Consider the following 23,628-nt stretch of genomic DNA (forward strand, 5'->3'; position numbering starts at 1 on the left):
GCCCGCTAGCGTTGGACGAAGGTTACAGGAGATACGAGTAATGCGGGTTCTTGCAGGCGCGGCCCTGGTCGCGATGGCGTTCACCGGAACTGCCGCCAAGGCCCAGCAGAACCCCCAGGCGGAAGCCCAGGCACTCGAGCTGCTCAAGCGCGGCATCGCCTTCCGCACCGTCGCCGGCCCGGGCAACCAGACGCCGGCCTATGCCGAGTATATCAAGGCGCAGCTGGTCGCCGGCGGCTTCGATCCCGCCGACATCCGCATCGAGAAGATGGAGGACACCGCCTATCTCGTCGCCCGCTATCCGGGCACCGACAAGGCGGCCAAGCCGATCTACATCTCGGGGCATATGGACGTGGTCGAGGCCAAGCCCGAGGACTGGACCCGCGATCCGTTCACGCCGATCGTCGAGAAGGGCTATATCTTCGGCCGCGGCGCGACCGACATGAAATACGACCTTTCGACGATGGTCGCCACACTGATCCAGCTCAAGCGCGAAGGCTACAAGCCGTCCCGCGACATCGTCCTCCTCGCCTCGGGCGACGAGGAGACCAGCATGAAGACCACCATGCGGATGGCCGAGCAGTATCACGATGCCGAGCTGCTGCTGAACATCGACGGCGGCGGCGGCGGGCTCGACGAGAACGGCCAGCCCGAGATCTTCGGGCTGCAGGGCGCCGAGAAGACCTATGCCGATTACGAGCTGACCTTCACCAATCCGGGCGGCCATTCGAGCGCGCCGGGCAAGAGCAACGCGATCTATTCGCTCGCCCATGCCCTGGCGAAGATCGAGGCCTATTCCTTCCCCGGCGAGATCAACGACATCACCCGCGCCGGCTTTATCCAGGGTTCAAAGACCGCCGATCCGCAGATGGCCGCGGCGATGCGCGCCTTTCTCGCCAACCCGCAGGATGCCAGGGCGCTCGCGACGCTGCGCGCCGAGCCGGGACTGATCGGCCAGACCGGCACCACCTGCGTGGCCACCATGGTCACCGCCGGCCACGCCACCAATGCGCTGCCCCAGCGCGCCACCGCCAACATCAATTGCCGCATCTTCCCCGGCACCTCGGTCGAGGCGGTCGCCGCGACGCTCACCAGGGTGGTCGGCGATCCCGAATTGAAGCTGAAGACGCTCGACAGCGGCACCGTCGCCAGCCCCGCCTCGCCGCTCCGCCCGGACCTGATGAAGCTCGTGTCGGATGGCATCCATGCCCGCTTCCCGGGCGTTCCGATCGTCCCCGCCATGTCCGCCGGCGCCAGCGATTCGATGTGGTTCCGCGCCAGGGGCGTGCCGAGCTACGGCGTCAGCCCGATCTTCATGAAGGGTTCGGACAGCTTCGCCCATGGCCTCAACGAGCGCACCCCGCTCAGCGAGATCGCGCCGTCGATCGTGTACTACAAATTCCTGCTCAAGGGCCTGACCAAATAGAAGCCCGTCATCCCGGCGAACGCCGGGATCTCAGGCGACGGCGCGATACGCCTCGGGCTTTCCCCGTGCCGCTGTCCAGAAGAACGCCGCCGACGCCAGCCACAGCGCCGCGAACACGCCGCCGAACGCCAGCGCACGAAACGGCCCGTCGGGCACTTGCGCGGTCACCGGCGCGGTCGCGATCGCTATGCCGTGCATTGCCTGCATGAAGGCCACGCCGATCATCGTCCGCGCCATCCCCGCCGGCCGAAACCAGGCCGCGAACGCACCGACGCCCGCTGCCATGATCACCAGGAAGAACCCCGCGCCACTACCATCGTCGCGCACGATCGTGGTCCACACGGTAAGAAACGACGTCAGCACCGCAACCGCGACGCCTGCACGATAGCCCCAGCTTCCAGTCATCTGCTTCGCCTCCAATGCCTTCCCGACGGATAGCATGCGGCCATGGCCGGCATGTGCAGGCGCGGAGGAGAAACCAAGGAATCGCGCGCCGCGTGTATTATCTTGCCAATACACAAGCATTGATGCACAACCTTCCGCCACGGCACCAATCGGGTGGCGAAGGGGGATCATAGTGCCCACAAGCGAACTCAGCGGCCTGCCCGCGCTCGAATTGCGTGCGCTCGGCAAGACCTATGGCCGCGGCAGCGGCGCCAAGCGCGCGGTCGACGACGTCTCGCTCACCGTGCGCGGCGGCGAAGTCTATGGCTTTCTCGGCCCCAATGGCGCGGGCAAGAGCACCACGATCCGCATGGCGCTGGGCCTGATCCGCCCCACCGACGGCGAGGCGCTGCTGTTCGGCAAGCCGGTCTCGGACCGGCATGCGCTGCGCCGCGTCGGCTCGCTGGTCGACGGCGGCACCTTCTATCCCTTCCTCTCCGGCCGCGACAATCTGCGCGTGCTCGCCCGCACCCAGGGCCATGACGGCGCCCGCATCGAAGCGGTGCTCGAGCGCGTCGACCTCGCGCGCGACGCGAAGCGCAAGGTGAAGGGCTATTCCACCGGCATGAAGCAGCGGCTCGGCGTCGCCGCCGCGCTGCTCGACGATCCCGATCTGGTGATCCTCGACGAGCCGGCCAACGGCCTCGACGCCGCCGGCATCCAGGACATGCGCACCTTGCTGCGCGGGCTGGCTGCGGACGGCAAGGCGGTGTTCCTCTCCAGCCATCTCCTCCACGAGGTCGAGCAGATCTGCGACCGGGTGGCGGTGGTCCACAAGGGCAAGCTGCTGCGCGAGGCGAGCGTGCGCGAGCTGCTCGATCAGGGCGAAGCGCTGCGCGTCGAGGCCGAACCGCTCGATGCCGCCGCCGCCGCGCTGGAAGGCCGCTGGCCGTTCGAGCGCACCGCCGACGCGCTCAAGGTGCAGGCGCCGCGCACAGCCGCGCCCGAAATCGTCCGCGCGCTGGTCGAAGCCAAGGCAGACGTGTTCCGCGTCGGCCCCGACGACCAGAGCCTCGAGGAAATCTTCCTGACCATGACGAGGGACTCCGATGCTTGATGCCGTCCGCGCCGAGGCGCTGAAGCTCCGCCGCCATCGGGCGACCTGGCTGATGGTCTGGGTCTATCCGATCGTCTTCACGATGATCATCATCGGCGTGCTGATCTACGGCGCGCTCAAGGCGCATGGCGTGCCCGGTCCCGAGCAGCCCGCTGCCGACTGGATCAAGGACAGCGTGATCCTCTGGGCGGTGCCGACCTCGCCGCCGGGACGCTTCCTGATCGCCGGCTTCGCCGCGGTGGTGTTCGCCGGCGAATATGGCTGGAACACCTGGAAGCTGATCATCCCGGCGCGTGCGCGCTGGCAGTTGATCGCCGCCAAATGGGTGGTCGCGCTCGGTTTCCTGATGCTCGCCCTGGTCACCGCCGACCTGGTCGTGCTGCTCGGCAGCTGGCTCGGCTCGTTCGAGGGCGACAAGATTCCCGCCGGCGTGACGCTCGGCGCCGTCCTCCACGCGCACTGGCAGTCGGCGATCCACGCGCTGGTGCCGATCGCCTACACCATCGCCTTTGCCGGGCTGTTCGCGATCCTCACCCAGTCGATCCTCGCCACGGTGATCCTGTCGATCGCCCTGGTGGTGATCGAGGGGCTCTGGCCGCTGCTCGGCATGTTCTTCCACCAATATGCCCCGGCGCTGACCGAGGGGCTGGTGAAGCTGCTGCCCTTCTATCACATGAGCAATGTCAACGCCTGGGCGAAGGGCGGCATGCCGCTGCCGCTCGCGCCCGATGCGATCGTGAGCTTCTCCTTCGGAGCCTCCCTTGCGGTGCTCGCGGCGTGGATCCTGGCGGCGGCCCTGGCCACCCAGATCCGCTTCCTGCGCCAGGATCTCAATTGACGCGGGCGTGTCACCGGTGACCTAATACGCCGGTGACACGCAACTACGACGCCCTGATCATCGGCGGCGGGCATAACGGCCTGGTCTGCGCCTTCTACCTCGCACGCGCGGGCCTCAAGGTCCGCGTGCTCGAGCGCCGCCATGTCGTCGGCGGGGCGGCGGTGACCGAGGAGTTCCATCCCGGCTTCCGCAACTCGACCGCCAGCTACACGGTCAGCCTGCTCCGCCCCAAGGTGATCGCCGACATGAAGCTGCATGCGCGCGGCTGGCGCGTGGTCGAGCGGCAGATCTCCAATTTCCTGCCGCATGACGGCGGCTATCTGAAGCTCGGCGGCGGCCACGAACGCACCCGCGCCGAGTTCGCCCGCTTCTCGGCCAAGGATGCCGAGACCCTCCCCCGCTACGAGGAAGCGCTGGAGCGCGTCGCCCAGGTGCTGCGCGACATGGCGCTCAAGACCCCGCCCAATGCCGGCGGCGGCATCCGCGCGCTGCTCGCCGCCGCCGCGCAGGGCCGCAAGCTCGCCGGCATGGGGATCGAGGCGCAGCGCGACACGATGGACCTGTTCGTCAAGTCGGCGCGCGACTTCCTCGATGGCTGGTTCGAGAATGATTACATCAAGGCCGCGTTCGGCTTCGATGCGGTGGTCGGCAACTATGCCAGCCCCGATACGCCGGGCAGCGCCTATGTGCTGCTCCACCATGTCTTCGGCGAAGTGAACGGCAAGAAGGGCGCCTGGGGCCATTCGATCGGCGGCATGGGCGCGATCACCCAGGCGATGGCCGAGGCGTGCGTCGAGGCCGGCGTCGAGATCAGCCTGGAGGCGCCGGTCGCGAAGCTGCTGGTCACGCCTGCCCCGGCGGAGGCCGGGGGTGGCAAGGTCGCCGGCGTCCGGCTGGAGAGCGGCGAGGAAATCGCGGCGAAGATCGTCGCCGCCAATATCGGCCCTGCCCTGCTCTACCGCCAGCTCGTCGACCGCGCCGACCTGCCCGCCGACTTCGCCCGGCGGATGGACCACTACAAGGCCGGATCGGGCACCTTCCGGATGAACGTCGCGCTGTCCGAGCTGCCCGACTTCACCGTGCTGCCCGGCACCGGCGAGCATCACACCGCCGGGATCATGATCTGCCCGACGCTCGATTACATGGACCGCGCCTATACCAGCGCACGCGCCAACGGCATGTCCGACGAACCGATCGTCGAGATGACCATCCCCTCAACGGTGGACGACAGCCTCGCCCCCCCCGGCTGCCATGTCGCAGCGCTGTTCTGCCAGCAATTCGCCCCCGGCCTCGACTGGGACGCGCGCCGGGAAGAGGCCGCCGACCGGATCATCGACACGGTCACTGCGCACGCGCCGAACTTCAAGGCATCGGTAATCGCCCGCCAGATCCACTCCCCGCTCGATCTTGAGCGCAAGTTCGGCCTGGTCGGCGGCGACATCATGCACGGGCACATGTCGCTCGATCAGCACTGGGCCGCGCGCCCCGTGCTGGGGCATGGCGACTATCGCGGGCCGATCCGCGGGCTCTACATGTGCGGATCGGGCACCCATCCCGGCGGCGGCGTCACCGGCGCGCCGGGGCACAATGCCGCGCACGAGATCCTGCGCGACCGCAGCCTGTTAGGCCGGCTTCTCGGCTGATCCGCGCATCAAATAGAGCGGCACGGCGGTGACCATCAGCAACAGGCTGAGCCCGATCGCCTCATATCCCGCGCCCCAGATCGCCCAAAGCGCGAAGACCAGCCCCAGCGCCGCCGCCGGCCGCGCGACGCCAAGCGCCAGCGCCGATAGGCAGGCGCCGGTATAGAACCAGAGCGTCGCCGCCGTGGTCACCCGCAGCATGAAGTCGTAGATCGCCGAGGTATCGCGCGTCACGTTGCTGAGGATCAGCAGGCTCGCCAGCGCCGTGGAAGCGAGCAGCGCGCCCACCGGCACGTCACGCCGGCTGGTCCGACCGATCGCCGCTGGGATCACCCCGGCCCGCGCCATGCCGAGCGGCGTCTCGCCCTGGAGCAGCACCCAGCCGTTGAGCGCGCCGATCGCCGCCACCGCGGCGAAGCCGGCCACCGCCAGCCCAGCCCAGCGCCCCCAGAAGCTCTCGACGAACAACGCCACCGGCGCGTTGGCGCCGCCGATCACGTCCTGCGGCATCGCGAAGATGATCCCCGAGCAGGCGATCAGATAGATCAGCCCGGTTACCCCCACGCCGGTCAGCGTCGCCCGGCTGACCGTGCGCCCCGGGTCGCGGACCCGCTCGGCGGCGAGGCCGGCGCATTCGAAGCCGACCATCGCGAAGAACGCCATCGTAACTGCCGGCGCCAGCTGCTTCGCATCGAACGGCGCATGCGGATGCGCATCCAGCGCCAGCCCGCCGCCCAGCCCGAGCTGCGCGAGCAGCAGGATGATCGCCGCCATCGGCACCAGCTTGACCAAGGTCGTCGCCACCTGGAAACGCCCCGCCACCGGCGCGCCGCGCAGGTTGAGCAAGGTGATCAGCCACAGCAGCGCCACCGCGCCCAGCACCAGCGTCACCGCGGACCCGGCCAGCGGCGGCCAGAACACCGCGAGATAGCGCACCGCGGTCAGCGCGATGAAGGCGTTGGCGGACCAGATGCCTACCCACATCGTCCAGCCGATCAGCACGCCCGGCAGCGGCCCCAGCGCCCGGGCGCAGATCGCCAGCGTGCCGGTCGCCTCGGGCATGGCGCGCGAAAGCCCGGCGATCACCCAGGCGATCACCAGCGCCCCGGCGATCGCGGCGATCCAGGCCGCGATGCTGGTGAAGCCGAAGGGCGCGAGCTGGGCGGGCAGCGCGAAGAAGCCCGATCCGATCATGTTGCCGATCACCAGCGCGGTCGCCGTCCAGAAGCCGAATGGCCGCTTCGTCTCCGTCATCCCAGCTCCCCCGCAGATCAGATCCCGCCTTCGACTGCCTCCAGCCCCTTGGCGGCAAGCCCCTCGATCAACGCATCGCCACAGGCGGTGAGCAGCGCCGGATCGGTCGCGCGCACCACGAAATTCGCCCCCGTCTTCCCTTCGCGGAAGAAGGGATAGCTGCCGATCGCCACGCCTTCGAACGCGCGCTCGGTGGCGCCCAGCATGTCGGCGATCTCGCTCTCCGCCACCCAGGCGCCGATCGTGCGCGACAGCACCGGCCTGCCGCCTTCGAGCGTGCCGGTCAGCGCATCGAGCATGCCCGCGGTGATGTGCGGCACGCCGGCCAGGATGAAGACATTGCCCGCACGGATCCCCGGCGCGCCGGACATGCGGTTGGGGATCAGCTCGGCGCCCTCGGGCACCCGCGCCATGCGCAGCCGCGCATCGGTCAGCCCGCCGCGCGTCTCGTAATAGCGCTCCAGCACCGCGCGCGCCTCGGGGTGGATCACCACACCCACGCCCAGCGCCACCGCAATCGCATCGACGGTGATGTCGTCATGCGTCGGCCCGATGCCGCCGGTGGTGAAGCAATAGTCATGGGCGGTGCGCAGCGCGTTCACCGCCTCGACGATCCGGCCCTCGACATCGGGCACCACGCGCACCTCGGCCAGGCGGATGCCCTGCACGTTCAGCCAGATCGCGATCTGGGCGATATTCTTGTCCTGCGTGCGGCCCGAGAGGATCTCGTCGCCGATCACCACCAGCCCAGCCGTCCAGATGCGTTCGCCCATGGCACCGGCATACCCACAAGCGCGCCGCACGCCTAGCGTTTCTGCCTCTCGAAAAATGGTGCCGACCGGCCTATATCGCCCCGATGACCGAATATGTGACCGTTACTGCCGACAGCCCCAAGGCCCGCGATGGCGCGATCAAGCTCCATGGCCCCGAAGGGTTCGAGGGCATGCGCAAGGCCGGCCGCCTCGGCGCCGAGATCCTCGATGCGCTCGTCCCCCATGTCGTGCCGGGCGTCACCACTGCCGAACTGGACGACATCGTCCGCGAGATGACCATCGCCGCCGGCGGCGTGCCCGCCACGCTCGGCTATCGCGGCTACACGCACAGCTGCTGCATCTCGATCAACCATGTCGTCTGCCACGGCATCCCCAGCGAGAAGACGCTGAAGGACGGCGACATCGTCAATATCGACGTGACGCCGATGCTCGACGGCTGGCACGGCGATACCAGCCGCATGTTCCTGGTCGGCGATGTCGGGATCAAGGCGCGCCGCCTGGTCGACGTCACCTATGAATGCCTGATGCTCGGGCTCGAGCAGGCCCGCCCCGGCAACCATCTGGGCGACGTCGCGCACGCGATCCAGCGCCATGCCGAGAAGCATCGCTACGGCGTGGTTCGCGATTTCTGCGGGCACGGCCTCGGCCAGATCTTCCACGATGCGCCCGAGGTCGTTCATGTCGGCCGCCCCGGCACCGGCCCGGAGCTGCGCCCCGGCATGTTCTTCACCGTCGAGCCGATGATCAACATCGGCCGCGCAGACGTGAAGCTGCTCGACGACGGCTGGACCGCGGTCACCCGCGACCGCTCGCTCTCGGCGCAGTTCGAGCATTCGATCGGCATCACCGAGAGCGGCTGCGAGATCTTCACCAAGAGCCCCAAGGGCCTCGACAACCCGCCCTATTGAGGGCTCCGGCCTTCCTGCGCTTTGCCTGAAGCCCGGGCACGCCCGCAACGGGGTGCGCCCGCCAACGGCGATGGGTAGCCGGGCGGGCGCATGCGGCGGTTGGAGGGAGTGGGTCTCACCGCCGCCGGGGGTATTCGCTTGCCCGGATCACAGTTGAGCGGGGCCGATTCGAGCAAGTAATCAAATACTCGCAGGAGTCCTCGCGAAGTCAATGCAATCCGATGGGACATTCTCCCGTTTCGGATACTATTGACCGCCGTAATATTACAGAAATCTTGCTGTAAATTATGATATTTACTATCGACCGCGCAGGATCAATGCGGAAATTGCGACCAGCCCGCCACTTGTTCCTCAGCCTCGGCGGCGTCCAGGTCGCCCGCCTCGCTGTGTATCCAGAAAGCGTCCCGATCCTCCGGCGCAAGCGCGAGCAATCCGCGCGCCATCATGGCGAGCGGCCCCGTGGCGACGATCACATCGCCGCCGGGCACGTCACTGCCCCGCCTGTGCAGTTCGGCGGGCAGGTCCATCGGCAAAACCTGCATGCTAACCCCGCATTTGCTGGCGCATGCAACGCGCGCATCCGCTGGCGGTTCCCAAAAAGACCGCGCGGTCATTTCGTTGCACTCCTGCAACGGTGCGCCACTGCCCCCAAATCCGGCACCGCACGGCGCGCTGCCCAAATGATAGGCACTTGTTAAAGCGTCAGGCGGCGTGCATCCGAGAGGGCGAGCCGAGTCCCGCTGTGGCACGAACCTTGCCAGACGCGCGGATAGGCAAGCCTCATGTGCCTCGGGGGAAACCGTGAAAAAGATCGAAGCGATCATCAAGCCGTTCAAGCTCGACGAAGTGAAGGAAGCGCTGCACGAAGTGGGCGTCTCCGGCATCACCGTCACCGAAGCCAAGGGCTTCGGTCGCCAGAAGGGCCATACCGAACTCTATCGCGGCGCCGAATATGTCGTCGACTTCCTGCCCAAGGTGAAGCTCGAGGTCGTGGTGGAAGACGCGCTGGCCGATCGCGTGGTCGAGGCGGTCGCCGCCGCGGCGCAGACCGGCCGGATCGGCGACGGCAAGATCTTCGTGATCCCCGTCGAGACGGCGCTGCGCATCCGCACCGGCGAGCGCAACGAAAACGCCATTTGACGCAGCGCAACATAGCGTTGATGTAACCCCCTTCCGGGGCAAGAATCTTTCCCGATTCGTCGGGTCAACGAAAGAGAGCGAAAGGGCTTTAACAATGGCGAATTCGGCCAGCGACGTTCTGAAGATGGTCAAGGACAACGAGATCGAGTGGATCGATCTGCGTTTCACCGACCCCAAGGGCAAGTGGCAGCACCTCACCATGGTCGCCAAGGTGATCGGCGAGGACGAGCTGACCGACGGCCTGATGTTCGACGGTTCGTCGATCGAGGGCTGGAAGGCGATCAACGAGTCCGACATGATCCTGAAGCCGGATCTGGACGCAGTGTGGATCGATCCGTTCTCGGCCACGCCGATGCTGATCCTGGTCTGCGACATCGTCGAGCCGTCGACCGGCGAGCTCTATGCCCGCGATCCGCGCTCGACCGCGAAGCGCTCGGAGGCGTATCTCAAGTCGCTCGGCATCGGCGACACCGTCTATGTCGGTCCGGAAGCCGAGTTCTTCATGTTCGACGACGTCCGCTTCGAGACCTCGTACGCGACCAGCTACTACGCGATCGACGACATCGAGCTGCCGGGCAATTCGGGCAAGGAATATGAGGCCGGCAACCTCGGCCACCGTCCGCGCGCCAAGGGTGGCTACTTCCCCGTCGCACCGGTCGACTCGGCCGTCGACATCCGCGGCGAGATGGTCGCCACGATGCTCGAGATGGGCCTGCCCTGCGACAAGCACCACCACGAGGTGGCCGCCGCGCAGCACGAGCTCGGCCTGACCTTCGGCACGCTGACCCAGACCGCCGATCGCATGCAGATCTACAAGTATGTCGTGCACCAGGTCGCCAATGCCTATGGCAAGACCGCGACCTTCATGCCGAAGCCGATCAAGGAAGATAACGGCTCGGGCATGCACACGCACATCTCGATCTGGGAGAAGGGCGCCAACACCTTCGCCGGCAACGGCTATGCCGGCCTGTCGGAAGCCTGCCTCTACTTCATCGGCGGCGTGATCAAGCACGCCAAGGCGCTCAACGCCTTCACCAACCCGACCACCAACAGCTACAAGCGCCTGGTGCCGGGCTATGAAGCCCCCGTGCTGCTCGCCTATTCGTCGCGCAACCGCTCGGCTTCGTGCCGCATCCCCTATGGTGCGGGCACCAAGGCGAAGCGCGTCGAGTTCCGCTTCCCGGACGCGCTGGCCAATCCGTATCTCTGCTACGCAGCGCTGCTGATGGCCGGCCTCGACGGCATCCAGAACAAGATCCACCCGGGCGACCCGATGGACAAGAACCTGTACGACCTGCCGCCGGCAGAGCTCGAGCAGGTCCCGACCGTCTGCGGTTCGCTCCGCGAGGCGCTGGACAGCCTGGAAGCCGATATGGACTTCCTGCTCAAGGGCGATGTGTTCACCAAGGACCAGATCGAGGCCTATGTCGAGATCAAGCGCGCCGACGTCGCCCGCTGGGAAATGACGCCGTCGCCGGTCGAGTACGACATGTACTACAGCGCCTAGGCGCACCGGCCTTCGGGCAAGGAATTGGGGCGTCCGGGGAAACCCGGGCGCCCTTTTCTTTCCCCCGGCGCGAGCGAAGGATGGATTAAGCGCCCGGCCCCCTGTCGGATACCGGGCGCTCCCCCTTTAACCCCTTAGCGCTTGCCGATCTTGAGGCTCGCCGAGATGCCGTAGATGCGCGGCTCGCCGGCGATGAAGGTCGGCATGCCCAGCGAGTCGCCGGTATTGCCCGCGTCCTTGATGTACTTCTGGTCGAAGATGTTGGTGACGAAGCCCTCGATCCGCCAGCGCCCCTTCGCGGTTTCGAATCCCAGCCGAGCATCAACCAGCGCATAGCTGCCCTGCACTTCGTCCTGCACCGTATCGGGCACCAGGTTGTTCACCTGCAGCGCCGGCAGGTCGTTGTCGTCGTCGAAGAACACCTTGGACTGCCAGGTGACGCTGGGGGTGAAGTCGATCTTCACCGGGCCCGCCGGCGCCTTGAGCTGGACCGCCAGCGCGGCGCTGTGATCGGGCGAGAGGCGGAACTGGTTGCCCTCACGCGCGCCGCTGGCGAAGCGGCTGTGATTATAGGCGTAGCTGCCGAACACGTTGATCCATTCGGCCGGCGTCCAGCGCAGCTGCCCCTCGAAGCCATAGCTCTCGGCGCGGCCGGCATTGACCGTGACGAAGGTCGTGCCCTGCTGCTCGGTCGTCTGGAAATTCTTGTAGCGATAGTAGAACACCGATCCGTCGACGAAGAGCGTGCGATCGGCCAGCGCGGTCTTCACGCCCGCCTCATAGCTGTCCACCGTCTCCGACGGCAGCACGCTGAACCGCGCCGCGCCGCCCGGCGCCGCCGGGCCGCTGACGCTCAGGATCTCGGGGCGGCGGCCGCGCGCATAGGTGGCGTAGAGGTTCGCCTGGGGCGAGAGCGCGTACTTCGCGGTGGCACGCCAGGTGAAGCCGCTGTCGTCGTGATCGGCGCTGTAGAGCTGGCCGTTGGTGCCCGTCGGCTGCACGCCCAGGCCGAACAGCGGCACCGGATAGAGCGCCGAGGTCGGGATGTTCGCCGCGCCGGGCACCGCCAGCGCGGTCAGCAGCGCGGTGCGGGTTGCCGCCGGCTGGCTGAGCGCGCCGATGAACCCGCCCAGGATCGAGCGGCCGTTGCTCACCGCCGAGGAGAAGCCCGTGGTCTTCGCGTCATGGCTCCAGCGGATGCCGCCGCCGATCTCGAAGCGGTCGGTGACGTGGAAGGTCGCATCGGCGAACAGGTCCCAGCTCTCGGTGCGGCCGTAATTGGTGCTGGTCTCCTGCTGCGCTGACTTCAGGTTGGCGGCGATCGCCTGGGCCTGCGCGCTCGACAGCGCCACGCCGTATGCGCCCGCCACCCCCTGGAGCAGCTGGCCGGTAAAGGCGGTGTTCGAGAACAGCGCCAGCGGCGCCGGATCGGTCGCGGCGCGGCCCGGGATCGCGCCGCCGCCGTTCAGCGTGTTGGTCAGCCGGGCCAGCGCCACCCGCTCGTCGAACTGCGACGGAGTGCGCTGGAAACCGTTCTCGCGGAAATAGGTGCCGCCCGCGAACGCCGTGAAGCGATCGTTCTTCCAGGTCAGGCGCAGCGTGCCCATCGTCTGGTCGCCCTGCGCGTCCTCCGCGGCGGTCAGCGCCGGCAGCGAGATGCCGTCGGCGTCGAACACTTCGATGCCGGCGAACTCGCGGTACGATCCGATCGCGTTGAGCGAGAGGTTGGGCGAGAAGTCGTAGTTGGCGATGCCGGTCACGCCCCACACGTCGCGATCGAGGCCCAGCGCCCGGCCGCGCTCGAAGGTCGAGGGGCTGGCCAGCGCCGCGCCGCTGTTGCGGTCCCGGTCCCCGATCACCGCGCCGGTGGTCGGGTCGGTCGGGTTATAGGCGATCGACTTGAACGAGGTGCCGCTCGCCTTGTCGTGCTGATAGTTGCCGATCAGGTCGAAGGTGAAGGCGCCCGGCGCCCAGCGCAGCGAGCCGCGCACCGCTTCGGACTTGACGCCGTTATAGTCCTCGCCGCCCAGCAGGTTCTCGATCGTGCCCTGGCGCTCCTTGAAGCGGCTGGCGACGCGCACCGCCAGCGTGTCGCTCAGCGGCAGGTTGACCGTCTCGTCGATCCGGTAGCTGCCGTAATTGCCGTACTGGCCATAGACATAGCCATAGCCGCCGCTCGGATCGGCCTTGGCCTGGACCAGGTTGACCGCACCGATCAGCGCGCCGCGGCCGTACAGCGTCGACTGCGGGCCCTTGGCGATCTCGACACGCTCCATGTCGAACAGCTCGACATAGGAACCGCGCGACTTCGAGATCGAGACGCCGTCCTGGAAGACCGAGACCCGCGGCTCGTTGAACGCCGCGCCCGAATCGGATGTAATTCCGCGCATCACGAAGCCGGGGTTGTTCGGCGACTGGTTCTGTACGTCGAAACCCGGCACGAACTGGCCGAGCTTGTCGAACTCGGTGATGCCCAGGTCGTCGAGGAACTGGCCCTGCAGCGCGGTGAGCGCGAACGGCACGTCCATCGGCTTCTGCTCGACCAGCTGCGCAGTGACGACGATCTCGCCATTGTCCTTGCCGTCCGCGGGCGCTTCGGCCGGGGCCGGCGCCGCTTCCTGCGCGGCGGCATCGGTGGCGGCGAGCAAGGCGATCGGGCTGGCGAGCGCCAGCAGCGCAGTGCGGATGGACATTGATGAGCTCCCTGTTTGCTTGGGGGGAGCGTATCCCGCACCCCCTTGCTGTCGCCCGTGGCCCCGGATCGTGACAGCCATGTTGCGATGCAGCGAATTCCGCGTGACTGCAAACATTGTTGGTTAAGCGGAACGGCCTGCCCGGCGCCGCGTTGCGGCTGTGGTTCGTTGGGAGAGCCCGCCATGCGTATCGCGTCCCCGCTCGCCGGCCTGTTGCTGCTTGCCGCCTGTTCCGGCTCGGAGGGTTCGGGGGGCAGCCCCTCGCCCACCCCGACGCCCACCCCCACTGCGGCGAACACCGCGCCCGCATTCACCTCGGGCACCGCCGCCAGCGTCGCGGAGAACACCGCGCTCGCCTATCAGGCGACCGCCACCGATGCGGAAGCCAATCCGATCACCTTCTCGATCGCCGGCGGTGCCGATGCTGCGCTGTTCGCGATCACGCCCGGCGGGGCGCTCAGCTTTCTCGCCGCGCCGAGCTTCGAGACGCCCCGGGATGCGGACGGCAACAATGTCTATCAGGTCCAGCTTCGCGCCAGCGACGCCAGCCTGAACAGCACGCGCGACGTGGCGATCACCGTCACCGACAGCAAGGAGGGCATCGCGGTGAAGCGCGTCGGGACCGGCTTCAGCCAGCCGCTGTTCGTCGCCGCGGTGCCGGGTGACAATAGCCGCGTCTTCGTCGTCGAGAAGGGCGGCGGCGTCTATTTCCTCACGCCGTCGACGGGCGCCAAGACGCTCGCCTTCACGGCCGGCAACCTCTCGACCAGCGGCGAGCGCGGCCTGCTCGGCATCGCGCCGCGGCCCGATTTCGCCACGTCCAACGTGGTCTTCGTCCATGCCGTCGCGCCCGATGGCGCGCTCGAGATCCGCGAATACACGATCGGCAGCGCCGCCTATCGCACTGCGCTGTCCACTCCGCATCCGGGTGCCGACAACCATAATGGCGGCTGGATCGCCTTCGGGCCCGACGGGCTGCTCTATGACGCCACCGGCGATGGCGGGGGCGGCGGCGATCCGAGCAACAATGCGCAGAACGTCAATTCGCGGCTCGGCAAGATCCTGCGGCTGCGGATCGATACCACGCCCGGCTCGGCCACGCCCTTTGCGCCCGCGCCCGCCAATCCCTTCGCGGGCGGCGGCGGCGATCCCTATATCTTCGCCTATGGCCTGCGGAACCCGTTCCGCAACAGCTTCGACGGCAACACGCTGGTCATCGCCGATGTCGGCCAGGGCGCGATCGAGGAGATCGATCTCGCGCCGATCGGCAGCCCCGGGCTCAATTTCGGCTGGCGCTTCCTCGAAGGCACCCAGGCCTATAGCGGCACCGCGCCGGCCGGGCTCACCGCCCCGGTCAGCCAATATGACCATGGCTCCGGCCCCAAGCAGGGCGCCTCGATCATCGGCGGCTATGTCTATCGCGGGCCGGTCGCCTCGCTCCAGGGCAGCTACATCTTCGGCGATTTCGTCAGCGGCAACATCTGGACGGTCCCCTATGCCGCGCTCGTCCAGGGCCAGCTCTATTCCAATGCCAACTATGAGCGCCGCAATCTCGATTTCACGCCCGATGCCGGCACGATCAACCAGCTCGCCTCGTTCGGCAGGGATGGCGCTGGCAATGTCTATCTGGTCGATCTGGACGGCGAAATCTTCATGATCCAGCCGGGCTGAACTTGCGTTGCGAAAGGCAACTGTCCATCTAGCCTCCATACCGGATTTTCGAGAATCGGAGAGGCGAGAAGGATGCGCAGCTACCTCAAGCAGTTCATCGACGGAGCGTGGGTCGAGAGCGAAGGCGGCACCCGCCACGAGGTGATCAACCCCGCCACCGAGGAAGCCGTCACCGAGATCACGCTGGGCTCGCAGGCTGATGTCGACAAGGCCGTCGCCGCCGCGCGCACCGCGTTCGAAAGCTTCTCGCGCACCAGCGTCGACGAGCGCACCCGGCTGATCGAGCGCATCCTGACCGAATACAAGGCCCGCGCCGCCGACATGGCCGAGGCGATCAGCCTCGAGATGGGCGCCCCGATCAGCCTGGCCAAGACTGCGCAGGTCGGCTCGGGCATCGGCCATTTCCTCTCCGCGGCCAAGGCGCTCAAGGATTTCGCGTTCGAGGAGCAGGTCGGCAATAGCCTGGTCGTGCACGAGCCGATCGGCGTCGTCGCGATGATCACCCCGTGGAACTGGCCGCTCAACCAGATCGTCTCGAAGGTCGCCCCCGCGCTCGCCGCCGGCTGCACGATGATCCTCAAGCCGTCCGAAGAGGCGCCCGGCTGCGCGATGATCTTCGCCGAGGTGCTCGCCGCCGCGGGCGTGCCTGCCGGCGTGTTCAACCTGGTCAATGGCGACGGCCCCGGCGTCGGCACCGCGCTCTCCAGCCACAAGGGCGTCGACATGGTGAGCTTCACTGGCTCCACCCGCGCCGGCGTGCTCGTCGCCAAGAATGCCGCGGAGACGGTGAAGCGCGTCCACCAGGAGCTGGGCGGGAAATCGCCCGCGCTGATGCTCGAAGGTGCCGATCTCGGCCGCGCGGTCCAGACCACCTTGTTCAGCGTGCTGATGAACTCGGGCCAGAGCTGCATCGCCCCCACCCGCCTGCTCGTCCCCTTGGGGCTGCAGGATCAGGTCGCCGCCGCCGCCGCCGAAGTGATGAAGGCCACCCACACCGGCGATCCGGCCGAGGAAGGTCGCCATATCGGCCCGCTGGTCAACAAGACTCAGTGGGAGAAGGTCCAGGGCCTGATCGCCAAGGGCATGGAGGAAGGCGCCAGGCTGGAGGCAGGCGGCCCGGGCCGGCCGGACGGCGTCGAGACCGGCTATTTCGTCAAGCCCACGCTCTTCTCGGGCGTCACCAACGACATGACGATCGCCCGCGAGGAGATCTTCGGCCCGGTCGTCACGATCATCCCCTATCAGGACGAGGAAGACGCGGTGCGCATCGCCAACGACACCGATTACGGCCTCTCTGCCGTGGTGTTCGGCGATGCCGCGGCGATCAAGCGCGTCGCCCCGCGGCTGCGCGCCGGCATGGTCTATGTGAATGGCGGCCAGCCCGATCCCAACCTGCCCTTCGGCGGCTACAAGCAGTCGGGCAACGGCCGCGAGCACGGCAAGTTCGGCCTGGCCGAGTTTATGGAGGTGAAGGCGGTGGTGGGCGCGCTGGCGTGATCCGGGTCACGCTCCTCGCCGCCGCGCTGCTGGCGCCGTCGCTCGCATCGGCGCAGGCGGTGGGCGACCAGGCCCAGCTCCTGCGCACCACCCGCACCGAGCAGCGCAGTGCAGGCTCGATGAGCAACTCGCAGAACAGCGATGCCCTGGTCGAGCGCGTCGTCGCGGTCACCCCCGCCGGGGTCGAGCTCGAATACAGCCTGCCGCCCGGCAGCCAGTCCGCCGGCTGGACCTTCCCCCTGCGCGTGCTCCAACCGCCGACCGGGCCGCTCCAGCTGCGCAACCGCGCCGAGCTGGAGGCGCGGATCGACACCTGGCTCAAGGACGCCCGGCTGACGCGCGCCGCCTGCGGCCAGTGGATCTTCACCTGGAATGCCTTCCGCATCGATTGCGACCCGGAAAGCGCGCTGACCGCCGTCCAGCCCTTCGCGATCGGATCGCTCAAGCCGACCGAGGGCGCCCCCTATGCCGATCCGCAGGCCGCACGTCCGGCCCCACTCAAGGCCCGTCCCGAGGGCAAGGGCTTCACGGTCGAGCTGGCGATCGATCCCAGGATCGTCCGCGAGGAGCTGGCCCAGGCCGATCTCGCCGTCGCGCAGATCAACCGCCAGAAGCTCAGCCTCGAAGCGGCGCGCAAGGCGCATGCCGCGGATCAGATCGCGGGCACGATCAAGGTGACGATCGACACCGATTCCGCCGGCCAGGTCCGCCGCCGCACCCGCATCGCCACGCTGACGCTGGGCAAGGGCGACCAGGCCGAGACGCGCACCACCACCGAGATGGTCGAGCGCCGCCCGATCCAGCAGCGCGTCGATCCGAACAGCATCTAGGAGGCCCTGCATGCCGCGCTGGCTCACGCTCCTCCTCTGCCTGTTCTGGATGCCGGTGCTCGTCCTGAGCGCCTGGAGCCTGGTGCGCGACGGCTTCTATCCCGACCTCTATTACCTGATCGGCATCCCGCTCGGCATGATCGCCCTGACGCTGTTCGTCGGGCGTTTCGCAACGGGATATCCGCGCCAGGGCCTCATGCTCAGCGCGGCAACGGCCGTATCCTTCTACGCCGTATATCAGCTGTTCTGGATCTTCGCCCTCAGCGTCTAGGGCACCAGTACCGTCGATCCCGTCGTCTTCCCCGCCTCCAGCGCCCGATGCGCATCGGCGGCATCCTCCAGTGCAAAGCGCTGCCCGATATCCGCCCGCACCGCGGCCGATCGCAGCATCTGGAACAGCCGCGCGCTGCCCGCGGCGCGCTCCTCGGGCGTCACATAGTAATCGAACATCGTCGGCCGGGTGACATAGACCGATCCGGCCCGCGCCAGCGCGCCCAGCGCCACGCCTTCCACCGGCCCGCTGGCATTGCCGAAGCTCACCACCAGCCCGCGCCGCCGCACGCTCGCCAGCGACGCCTCCCAGGTCGCCTTGCCGACGCCGTCGAACACCACCTGCACCCCGGCGCCGCCGGTCAGCCCGCGCACCCATTCGGCCACGCCCGCGCCGCGCGAAACCAGCACCTCGTCCGCCCCGGCCTCGCGCGCCAGCGCCACCTTGTCCGCGCTGCCCACCGTCGCCAGCACCGTCGCGCCGATCGCCTTCAGCCAGCGCACCGCGATCTGGCCGACGCCGCCCGCCGCGGCATGGACCAGCACCGTCCAGCCCGGCTCCACCCGGGCGCAGCGCTCGACCAGGAATTCCACCGTCCCGCCCTTGAGCAGGGCCGCCGCCGCGGTCTCGTCGCTGATGTCGTCGGGCAGCACGAACAGGTTCGCCGCGGGCACGTTGCGCGCAGTCGAATAGGCGCCGAGCCCGGGCCCGAAGGTCGCCACCCGATCGCCGACCGCGAAGCCGTCCACGCCTTCGCCTACCGCTTCCACCACGCCGGCCGCCTCGCCGCCCAGCCCGCTCGGCAGCGGCACCGGGTACAGCCCCGAGCGATGATAGGTGTCGATGAAGTTCAGCCCCACCGCGGTGTTGCGCATGCGGACTTCGCCCGGCCCCGGCGGCGGCAGGTCGATATCGACCCACTGGATGACCTCGGGCCCGCCCACTGCCTCGATCCGCGCCATCCGTTCCATCATTGCCTCCGTATCCAGGGTCTCAGCGGCCGCAGCCGCGCCGCTTCATTGTCCGCGCGCCGCTCGACTGCGATCAGACCGCGCCGCTCGAGATGCGCGATAGCGTCCTGGCAGGTCCGGCGCGACAGCCCGGTGCGCTCCGCGATCGCCGAATAGCCGAGCGGCACCCGCGCCGTCTCCATCGCCTCGACGAGCAGATAGATGAGGAAGGCCGAAGGCTTGCGGTCATGCCCGACCAGATCGGGCATCAGCACGTCGACCACATAGGGATCGAGAAGGAGCGGCGCAGCCATTACCATAGCAATAGCTGCCATGCTCCCGCGCCGCAATGCCCCGCGCTACGCTCGCGCCATGATCAAGCAGCTCAAATTCGTGACCATCCCCACCTCGGACCAGGACCGCGCGCTCGCCTTCTGGACCGAGAAGATGGGCTTCCGCATCGTCACCGATCAGCCGATGGGCCCCGGCAAGCGCTGGATCGAGCTTGGCATCCCCGGTGCCGAGACCGGTGTGGTGCTGTTCACCCCCGATGGCCAGGAAGACCGGATCGGCAGCTTCTTCAACGGCTCCTTCGCCTGCGACGATGTCGACTATACCTGGCGCCAGCTCAGCGCGCGCGGCGTGGAGTTCGAAGGGCCGCCCGAAAAGCAGCCCTGGGGCAACTTCGCCAAGTTCCGCGATCCGGACGGCAACAGCTTCGTGCTTTCGAGCCGGTAGGGCGGCCCCCTTCTCCCTCTCCCCTTTGGGGAGAGGGCCGGGGAGAGGGGCAGTGTGTCCTGAATCGACGGCGATAGCGCGTCCGGCCAGTTCTGCCCCTCTCCCAACCCTCTCCCCAAAGGGGAGAGGGCTTAGAGCTCAATGCACCGGCCACACCCACAGGATCAGCGGCGTTCCCACCACCAGCACGATCACCGATAGCGGCGCGCCCAGCCGCGCATAGTCGCCGAACTTATAGCCGCCGGGCCCCATCACCAGCGTGTTGCATTGGTGGCCGATCGGCGTGAGGAAGTCGCAGCCCGCGCCCACCGCAGTCGCCATCAGGAACGCCTCGGGCCGATAGCCCAGCTCGCCGGCAAAGGTCGCCGCGATCGGCGCCATCACCAGCACGGTCGCGGCATTGTTGAGGAAGGGCGTCACCCCCATCGCCGCCGCCAGGATCAGCGCCACCGCCCCCCAGGGCGGCAGCGTCGCGGCGAGATGTCCCAGCGAGTCGCCGATGATCTGGCTGGCGCCGGTGGTCCGCAGCGAATCGGATACCGGGATCAGTGCGCCCAGCATCACCAGGATCGGCCATTCGATATGGTCATAGGCCTCGCGCACCGGCAGCGCGCCGGTGAGGATCACCAGCCCCGCCGCCGCGAAGAATGCCACGGCCACCGGCACCAGCCCCAGCGCGGTGCAGGTCATCGCCGCGGCCAGGATGGCGAGCGGCAACAACCCCTTGCGCGCGCTGCCCAGCCGCAATGTCCGCTCGGCGAGCGGCAGGCAGCCCAGCTCGCCCAGCCGCTCGAACAGCAGGTCGAGCGGCCCCTGCAGCACGATCACGTCGCCTGCCTCGAGCACGATGTTGCCCAGCCGCCGCGCCAGCCGGTCGCCGCGGCGCGACACTGCGATCAGGTTGACGCCGAAGCGCTCGTGCAGCCCCAGCCGCCCGGCCGTGCGCCCGATCAGCGGGCTCTCGGTGCCGATCACTGCCTCGATCACCCCCACCTCGCCCTCGGCGCCCTCGGGTGCCTCGCGGTGCGCGCCTTCGAGCTCGAGCCGGTCGCGCGCGATCACCCGCTCCAGGCTGTCGGGCGATCCCGCGAGGATCAGCACGTCTTCGGGCTTCAGGATCGCATCGGGGAACGGCGTCGAGCGAATGCCCGCACGCAGGATCGCGGTGACCATCACTTCGCCGTCGTGCCGCTCGCGGAACGCCGCCACCGTCTCGTCGACTGCCGGCGATCCGGCGGGGATCTCGGCTTCGGTCACATAGTCCTGGATGTCGATCGCCTCGCCCAGCGTCGGCGCCGCCCGCCGGTCGCGCGGCAGCAGCCGGTAGCCGAAGCGCAGGAAGACGAGCCCCACCAGCGTCAGCCCCAGCCCGACCGGCGCATAGTCGAACATGCCGAACGGCACGCCGGTCATCTCCTCGCGCACCCGGCTGACGATGATGTTGGGCGAGGTGCCGATCAGCGTGATCAGCCCGCCGAGCAGCGAGGCGAAGCTCATCGGCATCAGATAGGCCGCGGGCGAGACTCCCGCCTTCTTGCCCATCTGCAGTGCCACCGGGATCATCATCGCCAGCGCGCCGATATTCTTGACCAGCGCCGAGGCGAAGCCGACCGAGGCGCTGAGCAGCAGCAGTTGCGAGCGGACATGCGTCACGCGCTTCTGCAGCATCAGCATCGCCCGCTCGATCACGCCGGAGCGCTGCACCGCGCCGGACAGCACCAGCGCCGATGCCACGATGATCACGATGTCGTCGGAAAAGCCGGTGAATGCCTCTTTCGGCTTCACGATGCCCAGCGCCAGCGCCGCAAGCAGCGCGATCACCGCGACCATGTCGTAGCGGAAACGTCCCCAGATGAAGAGCAGCATCATGCCGGCGAGCACGCCGACGGAAAGCAATTGGGGCGTGTTCATCGCGGGGAAAACGCGAGGGGATGGTTTCGGGTCCGTGCCCTTCTAATTCCTCCCCCAGCTTGCTCGGGGAGGAACTGGAAGTCAGTGCACCGTCCCCACCGCGCGCCCGACCGACATAAGCACGATCAGCCGCTCGATCTGGCGCCAGCGGCAGAAATGCACGTGGTCGCCCAGGTCGCGGCTGCGGTCGGCGCGCGCCGCCGCTTCGCTGCCGGCCAGTTCGCCGAACAGCGCGATGAGTTCGTTGGCATCGGTGATTTCGCGGCGATCGCCGAGATAGGGCATCATATCCATGCGCGCGCATGATCCACGCTTCGTGCCAACTCGCTGCGATTCAATGGTTTCGGCGCCACACGATGCTGAATTTCCGCTAACCATCCCGTTCGGCGCGTACCGCCTGACCCAGCCTGGCACAGGTAGCGTCCCGGCCCGGGACGTGGCAGAGCAGCATCCATGACCAAGACCCCTTCCAAGACCCCGGTCGCCGGCGGCTTCCTGCTCGCGCTCAGCCTGATCGTCGGCGTATTCGTCGGCATCGCCCGGGGCGAAGCTTCGTTCGGCTTCGTGGTCGGACTCGGCGTGGGCGTGGCGCTGCTCCTGCTGGTGTGGATCATCGACCGGATCCGCGTGGGGCGCTGATTCCAATTCCTCCCCCGAAGGGGGAAGGGGGCCAGCGAAGCTGGTGGAGGGGGCCTGCCACGGGCGACACCGCCTGCCGCATCCCCTCTCCACCACCGCCTTCGGCGGCGGTCCCCCTCTCCCTCCGGGAGAGGATTCTATGTTTTCAAATCGCCCGCCCCAGCCAGGCGACCTTTCCCACCACGTCCAGCGCCTGCGCGGAAACCACCCGCGTCTCCCAGTCCGGATTGTCCGAGATCACCTCGATCCCGCCCACCCCGGCGCGCAGCCGCTTGACCATCAGCTCGCCGTCCAGCCGGATCACGAACACCCCGCCGCGCCGCTCGACGCTGCGCCGGTCGCGATCGACCAGGATCTCGTCGCCGTCCGCCAGCGTCGGCAGCATCGAATCGCCCTTCACCCGGATCATCGAGGCCGCTTCGGCCCGCACGCCCAGCGCACGCAGCAGCTCGGGCGAGAACTGCATCCCGCGCCGCCGCCGCGTCTCGCCTTCGACCAGCCCGCCCGGCCCCGCCGAAGCCCCGACATCGAGCCGCGGTACATCGACCAGCCCGTCAGGCTCAGGGCCACCCAGCTGCGCCTCGGGCACCCCGAAATAGCGCGCGAGCAGCGCACGATCGGCCTCGGCCAGCAGCCGCGGCGTGCCCCGCACCAGATATTGCTGGAGATAGGCCAGGTTGCGCCCGAGCAGCCGCGACAGCTCGGAGAGGTTCGCGCCCGTCTCGGCGATCAGCGCTTCCAGCGCGGCCCGTTGCGCATCCGGATCCATAGTGGAGCAATACATCTAGGAATTTTCCTAGACAAGTAGGAAATATGGAACAAATTAGGAACGATCTTCAGCGACTCGGAACGGGAGACGGCACATGACGGTGCATCGCAAGATCGAGAAATTCCTCCGGGCGACGCGCATGCCGCCCACCAAGTTCGGCCGGCTGGCGGTGCGCGACCCGCGCTTCGTGCTCGACCTGCGCCTCGGCCGCGAGCCGGGCCCGCAGATCACTGCGCGAGTCGAGGCGTTCCTCGCCGAGCAGAAGCGCATCCGCCAGCAGGAGTCTGTCCGATGAGCCGGGGCCCAGACGCCGAAACGCTGCTCCGCCGCGCCCTCGAGGCCAGCGCAGAGGCCGCCGGTTGCCCGGTGACACTCGCCGAGTCGGACTGGGCGCGCTGGGCGAGCGCGACCTTCACCGGCGCACGCCACCTGCTCGCACTCACTGCCCCGCCCTCGCCGGCGCTCGATGCCTGGATCGCCGCCCTGCCCGAGGCGGAGCTGCGGCTGCGCGGCCATCTCGTCGCGGATCTGGTGGTCGAACATGTCCGCCGCGCCGGCGATAGCGTCCGGGTGTCGCTGGAGGTGCTGACGGTGGAGCAGCGGGAGTGAACGCAACCAGGAGCGTCATCCCCGCACAGGCGGGGACCCATTGGCGCTGCCGATGCGGCT

Annotated in this window: 25 protein-coding genes; 15 read left to right on the forward strand and 10 right to left on the reverse strand. The window is 68.1% G+C overall.

What is annotated here, in order from left to right:
- Positions 1–40: 40 nt before the first annotated feature.
- Positions 41–1,426 (forward strand): M20/M25/M40 family metallo-hydrolase, encoded by a 1,386-nt coding sequence (locus P6144_RS11530; RefSeq protein WP_277767902.1) that lies wholly within the window; start codon positions 41–43, stop codon positions 1,424–1,426.
- A gap of 30 nt (positions 1,427–1,456) precedes the next feature.
- On the opposite strand, the gene P6144_RS11535 is transcribed toward P6144_RS11530, so the two are convergent.
- Positions 1,457–1,867 carry a hypothetical protein gene (locus P6144_RS11535; protein ID WP_277767903.1) on the reverse strand — a complete coding sequence of 137 codons (411 nt, stop codon included), beginning with the start codon at positions 1,865–1,867 and terminating at the stop codon, positions 1,457–1,459.
- A gap of 136 nt (positions 1,868–2,003) precedes the next feature.
- Here P6144_RS11535 and P6144_RS11540 point away from each other — a divergent pair, with 136 nt between their 5' ends.
- From P6144_RS11540 to P6144_RS11550, 3 genes are read left to right on the forward strand one after another with little or no spacing between them, the layout of a single operon-like run.
- Positions 2,004–2,927 (forward strand): ABC transporter ATP-binding protein, encoded by a 924-nt coding sequence (locus P6144_RS11540; protein ID WP_277767904.1) that lies wholly within the window; start codon positions 2,004–2,006, stop codon positions 2,925–2,927.
- Positions 2,920–3,765 (forward strand): ABC transporter permease, encoded by an 846-nt coding sequence (locus P6144_RS11545; RefSeq protein ID WP_277767905.1) that lies wholly within the window; start codon positions 2,920–2,922, stop codon positions 3,763–3,765. Before P6144_RS11540 ends, P6144_RS11545 begins: the two co-directional genes overlap by 8 nt.
- A 32-nt stretch (positions 3,766–3,797) precedes the next feature.
- The gene (locus tag P6144_RS11550) at positions 3,798–5,408 is read left to right on the forward strand and encodes an NAD(P)/FAD-dependent oxidoreductase (RefSeq protein ID WP_277767906.1); all 1,611 of its coding nucleotides are present in this window, start codon (positions 3,798–3,800) and stop codon (positions 5,406–5,408) included.
- Here the strand turns inward: P6144_RS11550 and P6144_RS11555 are convergent.
- A complete protein-coding gene (locus P6144_RS11555) occupies positions 5,388–6,662 on the reverse strand; it encodes an amino acid permease (protein ID WP_277767907.1) in 1,275 nt (424 codons plus the stop codon). The two genes, P6144_RS11550 and P6144_RS11555, sit on opposite strands and share 21 nt — an antisense overlap.
- Positions 6,663–6,679: 17 nt before the next feature.
- Positions 6,680–7,435, reverse strand: coding sequence for a molybdopterin-binding protein (locus tag P6144_RS11560; RefSeq protein WP_277767908.1), 756 nt, complete (start codon positions 7,433–7,435; stop codon positions 6,680–6,682).
- A gap of 83 nt (positions 7,436–7,518) precedes the next feature.
- Between P6144_RS11560 and map the strand changes: the two genes are divergently transcribed.
- Positions 7,519–8,343 carry a type I methionyl aminopeptidase gene (map, locus tag P6144_RS11565; protein WP_277767909.1) on the forward strand — a complete coding sequence of 275 codons (825 nt, stop codon included), beginning with the start codon at positions 7,519–7,521 and terminating at the stop codon, positions 8,341–8,343.
- 314 nt (positions 8,344–8,657) lie between these two features.
- Here map and P6144_RS11570 read toward each other — a convergent pair whose 3' ends face one another.
- Positions 8,658–8,885 (reverse strand): hypothetical protein, encoded by a 228-nt coding sequence (locus P6144_RS11570; RefSeq protein WP_277767910.1) that lies wholly within the window; start codon positions 8,883–8,885, stop codon positions 8,658–8,660.
- 259 nt (positions 8,886–9,144) lie between these two features.
- On the opposite strand from P6144_RS11570, the gene P6144_RS11575 reads away from it, so the two are divergent.
- Positions 9,145–9,483, forward strand: coding sequence for a P-II family nitrogen regulator (locus P6144_RS11575; protein ID WP_180147861.1), 339 nt, complete (start codon positions 9,145–9,147; stop codon positions 9,481–9,483).
- A 94-nt stretch (positions 9,484–9,577) separates the two neighbouring features.
- Positions 9,578–10,990: a type I glutamate--ammonia ligase gene (gene glnA / locus P6144_RS11580; RefSeq protein WP_277767911.1), complete on the forward strand. Its 1,413-nt coding sequence runs from the start codon at positions 9,578–9,580 to the stop codon at positions 10,988–10,990.
- Between the two features lie 134 nt (positions 10,991–11,124).
- Here the strand turns inward: glnA and P6144_RS11585 are convergent, their stop codons facing one another.
- On the reverse strand, positions 11,125–13,683 hold the full coding sequence (locus P6144_RS11585) for a TonB-dependent receptor (RefSeq protein ID WP_277767912.1): 2,559 nt from the start codon (positions 13,681–13,683) through the stop codon (positions 11,125–11,127).
- Positions 13,684–13,866: 183 nt separating this feature from the next.
- On the opposite strand from P6144_RS11585, the gene P6144_RS11590 reads away from it, so the two are divergent.
- The 4 genes from P6144_RS11590 (at position 13,867) to P6144_RS11605 (ending at position 17,952) form a co-directional block, all read left to right on the forward strand.
- Positions 13,867–15,354 carry a PQQ-dependent sugar dehydrogenase gene (locus P6144_RS11590; RefSeq protein ID WP_277767913.1) on the forward strand — a complete coding sequence of 496 codons (1,488 nt, stop codon included), beginning with the start codon at positions 13,867–13,869 and terminating at the stop codon, positions 15,352–15,354.
- Positions 15,355–15,426: 72 nt separating this feature from the next.
- Positions 15,427–16,851: an aldehyde dehydrogenase family protein gene (locus P6144_RS11595; RefSeq protein WP_277767914.1), complete on the forward strand. Its 1,425-nt coding sequence runs from the start codon at positions 15,427–15,429 to the stop codon at positions 16,849–16,851.
- The gene (locus P6144_RS11600; protein ID WP_277767915.1) at positions 16,848–17,681 is read left to right on the forward strand and encodes a hypothetical protein; all 834 of its coding nucleotides are present in this window, start codon (positions 16,848–16,850) and stop codon (positions 17,679–17,681) included. Before P6144_RS11595 ends, P6144_RS11600 begins: the two co-directional genes overlap by 4 nt.
- Before the next feature lie 10 nt (positions 17,682–17,691).
- The gene (locus P6144_RS11605; RefSeq protein WP_277767916.1) at positions 17,692–17,952 is read left to right on the forward strand and encodes a hypothetical protein; all 261 of its coding nucleotides are present in this window, start codon (positions 17,692–17,694) and stop codon (positions 17,950–17,952) included.
- On the opposite strand, the gene P6144_RS11610 is transcribed toward P6144_RS11605, so the two are convergent.
- Together P6144_RS11610 and P6144_RS11615 are read right to left on the reverse strand one after the other, a co-directional pair.
- Positions 17,949–18,923: a quinone oxidoreductase gene (locus tag P6144_RS11610; protein ID WP_277767964.1), complete on the reverse strand. Its 975-nt coding sequence runs from the start codon at positions 18,921–18,923 to the stop codon at positions 17,949–17,951. The genes P6144_RS11605 and P6144_RS11610 overlap by 4 nt on opposite strands.
- Positions 18,923–19,216, reverse strand: coding sequence for a helix-turn-helix domain-containing protein (locus tag P6144_RS11615; RefSeq protein WP_277767917.1), 294 nt, complete (start codon positions 19,214–19,216; stop codon positions 18,923–18,925). Before P6144_RS11615 ends, P6144_RS11610 begins: the two co-directional genes overlap by 1 nt.
- A gap of 58 nt (positions 19,217–19,274) precedes the next feature.
- Between P6144_RS11615 and P6144_RS11620 the strand changes: the two genes are divergently transcribed.
- Positions 19,275–19,640 (forward strand): VOC family protein, encoded by a 366-nt coding sequence (locus P6144_RS11620; RefSeq protein ID WP_277767918.1) that lies wholly within the window; start codon positions 19,275–19,277, stop codon positions 19,638–19,640.
- Between the two features lie 138 nt (positions 19,641–19,778).
- On the opposite strand, the gene P6144_RS11625 is transcribed toward P6144_RS11620, so the two are convergent.
- Together P6144_RS11625 and P6144_RS11630 are read right to left on the reverse strand one after the other, a co-directional pair.
- Entirely contained in the window at positions 19,779–21,551 is a 1,773-nt protein-coding gene (locus P6144_RS11625; RefSeq protein ID WP_277767919.1) for an SLC13 family permease, read from the reverse strand.
- Positions 21,552–21,632: 81 nt separating this feature from the next.
- Entirely contained in the window at positions 21,633–21,845 is a 213-nt protein-coding gene (locus P6144_RS11630) for a hypothetical protein (RefSeq protein WP_277767920.1), read from the reverse strand.
- A 159-nt stretch (positions 21,846–22,004) separates the two neighbouring features.
- Here P6144_RS11630 and P6144_RS11635 point away from each other — a divergent pair, with 159 nt between their 5' ends.
- Positions 22,005–22,190, forward strand: coding sequence for a hypothetical protein (locus tag P6144_RS11635; RefSeq protein ID WP_277767921.1), 186 nt, complete (start codon positions 22,005–22,007; stop codon positions 22,188–22,190).
- A 145-nt stretch (positions 22,191–22,335) separates the two neighbouring features.
- Here P6144_RS11635 and P6144_RS11640 read toward each other — a convergent pair whose 3' ends face one another.
- Positions 22,336–22,959, reverse strand: coding sequence for a S24 family peptidase (locus P6144_RS11640; RefSeq protein WP_277767922.1), 624 nt, complete (start codon positions 22,957–22,959; stop codon positions 22,336–22,338).
- A gap of 94 nt (positions 22,960–23,053) precedes the next feature.
- Between P6144_RS11640 and P6144_RS11645 the strand changes: the two genes are divergently transcribed.
- Together P6144_RS11645 and P6144_RS11650 are read left to right on the forward strand one after the other, a co-directional pair.
- The gene (locus P6144_RS11645; RefSeq protein WP_277767923.1) at positions 23,054–23,254 is read left to right on the forward strand and encodes a hypothetical protein; all 201 of its coding nucleotides are present in this window, start codon (positions 23,054–23,056) and stop codon (positions 23,252–23,254) included.
- Positions 23,251–23,568: a hypothetical protein gene (locus P6144_RS11650; protein ID WP_277767924.1), complete on the forward strand. Its 318-nt coding sequence runs from the start codon at positions 23,251–23,253 to the stop codon at positions 23,566–23,568. The genes P6144_RS11645 and P6144_RS11650 overlap by 4 nt, the downstream gene beginning before the upstream one ends.
- Positions 23,569–23,628: the final 60 nt, after the last annotated feature.

This window comes from Sphingomonas sp. HITSZ_GF, from assembly GCF_029543155.1.
In the GTDB taxonomy this organism is placed as follows: domain Bacteria; phylum Pseudomonadota; class Alphaproteobacteria; order Sphingomonadales; family Sphingomonadaceae; genus Sphingomonas.

Excerpts from the sequence above, each read along its gene's own strand:
- P6144_RS11595 (WP_277767914.1), top strand. The coding sequence starts at position 15,427 with ATGCGCAGCTACCTCAAGCAGTTCATCGACGGAGCGTGGGTCGAGAGC.
- P6144_RS11570 (WP_277767910.1), bottom strand. The coding sequence starts at position 8,885 with ATGCAGGTTTTGCCGATGGACCTGCCCGCCGAACTGCACAGGCGGGGC.
- P6144_RS11535 (WP_277767903.1), bottom strand. The coding sequence starts at position 1,867 with ATGCTATCCGTCGGGAAGGCATTGGAGGCGAAGCAGATGACTGGAAGC.
- P6144_RS11555 (WP_277767907.1), bottom strand. The coding sequence starts at position 6,662 with ATGACGGAGACGAAGCGGCCATTCGGCTTCTGGACGGCGACCGCGCTG.
- P6144_RS11615 (WP_277767917.1), bottom strand. The coding sequence starts at position 19,216 with ATGGCTGCGCCGCTCCTTCTCGATCCCTATGTGGTCGACGTGCTGATG.
- P6144_RS11635 (WP_277767921.1), top strand. The coding sequence starts at position 22,005 with ATGACCAAGACCCCTTCCAAGACCCCGGTCGCCGGCGGCTTCCTGCTC.
- P6144_RS11630 (WP_277767920.1), bottom strand. The coding sequence starts at position 21,845 with ATGGATATGATGCCCTATCTCGGCGATCGCCGCGAAATCACCGATGCC.
- P6144_RS11645 (WP_277767923.1), top strand. The coding sequence starts at position 23,054 with ATGACGGTGCATCGCAAGATCGAGAAATTCCTCCGGGCGACGCGCATG.
- glnA (WP_277767911.1), top strand. The coding sequence starts at position 9,578 with ATGGCGAATTCGGCCAGCGACGTTCTGAAGATGGTCAAGGACAACGAG.
- P6144_RS11560 (WP_277767908.1), bottom strand. The coding sequence starts at position 7,435 with ATGGGCGAACGCATCTGGACGGCTGGGCTGGTGGTGATCGGCGACGAG.
- P6144_RS11650 (WP_277767924.1), top strand. The coding sequence starts at position 23,251 with ATGAGCCGGGGCCCAGACGCCGAAACGCTGCTCCGCCGCGCCCTCGAG.
- P6144_RS11625 (WP_277767919.1), bottom strand. The coding sequence starts at position 21,551 with ATGAACACGCCCCAATTGCTTTCCGTCGGCGTGCTCGCCGGCATGATG.
- P6144_RS11610 (WP_277767964.1), bottom strand. The coding sequence starts at position 18,923 with ATGGAACGGATGGCGCGGATCGAGGCAGTGGGCGGGCCCGAGGTCATC.
- map (WP_277767909.1), top strand. The coding sequence starts at position 7,519 with ATGACCGAATATGTGACCGTTACTGCCGACAGCCCCAAGGCCCGCGAT.
- P6144_RS11530 (WP_277767902.1), top strand. The coding sequence starts at position 41 with ATGCGGGTTCTTGCAGGCGCGGCCCTGGTCGCGATGGCGTTCACCGGA.
- P6144_RS11640 (WP_277767922.1), bottom strand. The coding sequence starts at position 22,959 with ATGGATCCGGATGCGCAACGGGCCGCGCTGGAAGCGCTGATCGCCGAG.
- P6144_RS11545 (WP_277767905.1), top strand. The coding sequence starts at position 2,920 with ATGCTTGATGCCGTCCGCGCCGAGGCGCTGAAGCTCCGCCGCCATCGG.
- P6144_RS11590 (WP_277767913.1), top strand. The coding sequence starts at position 13,867 with ATGCGTATCGCGTCCCCGCTCGCCGGCCTGTTGCTGCTTGCCGCCTGT.
- P6144_RS11585 (WP_277767912.1), bottom strand. The coding sequence starts at position 13,683 with ATGTCCATCCGCACTGCGCTGCTGGCGCTCGCCAGCCCGATCGCCTTG.
- P6144_RS11620 (WP_277767918.1), top strand. The coding sequence starts at position 19,275 with ATGATCAAGCAGCTCAAATTCGTGACCATCCCCACCTCGGACCAGGAC.
- P6144_RS11605 (WP_277767916.1), top strand. The coding sequence starts at position 17,692 with ATGCCGCGCTGGCTCACGCTCCTCCTCTGCCTGTTCTGGATGCCGGTG.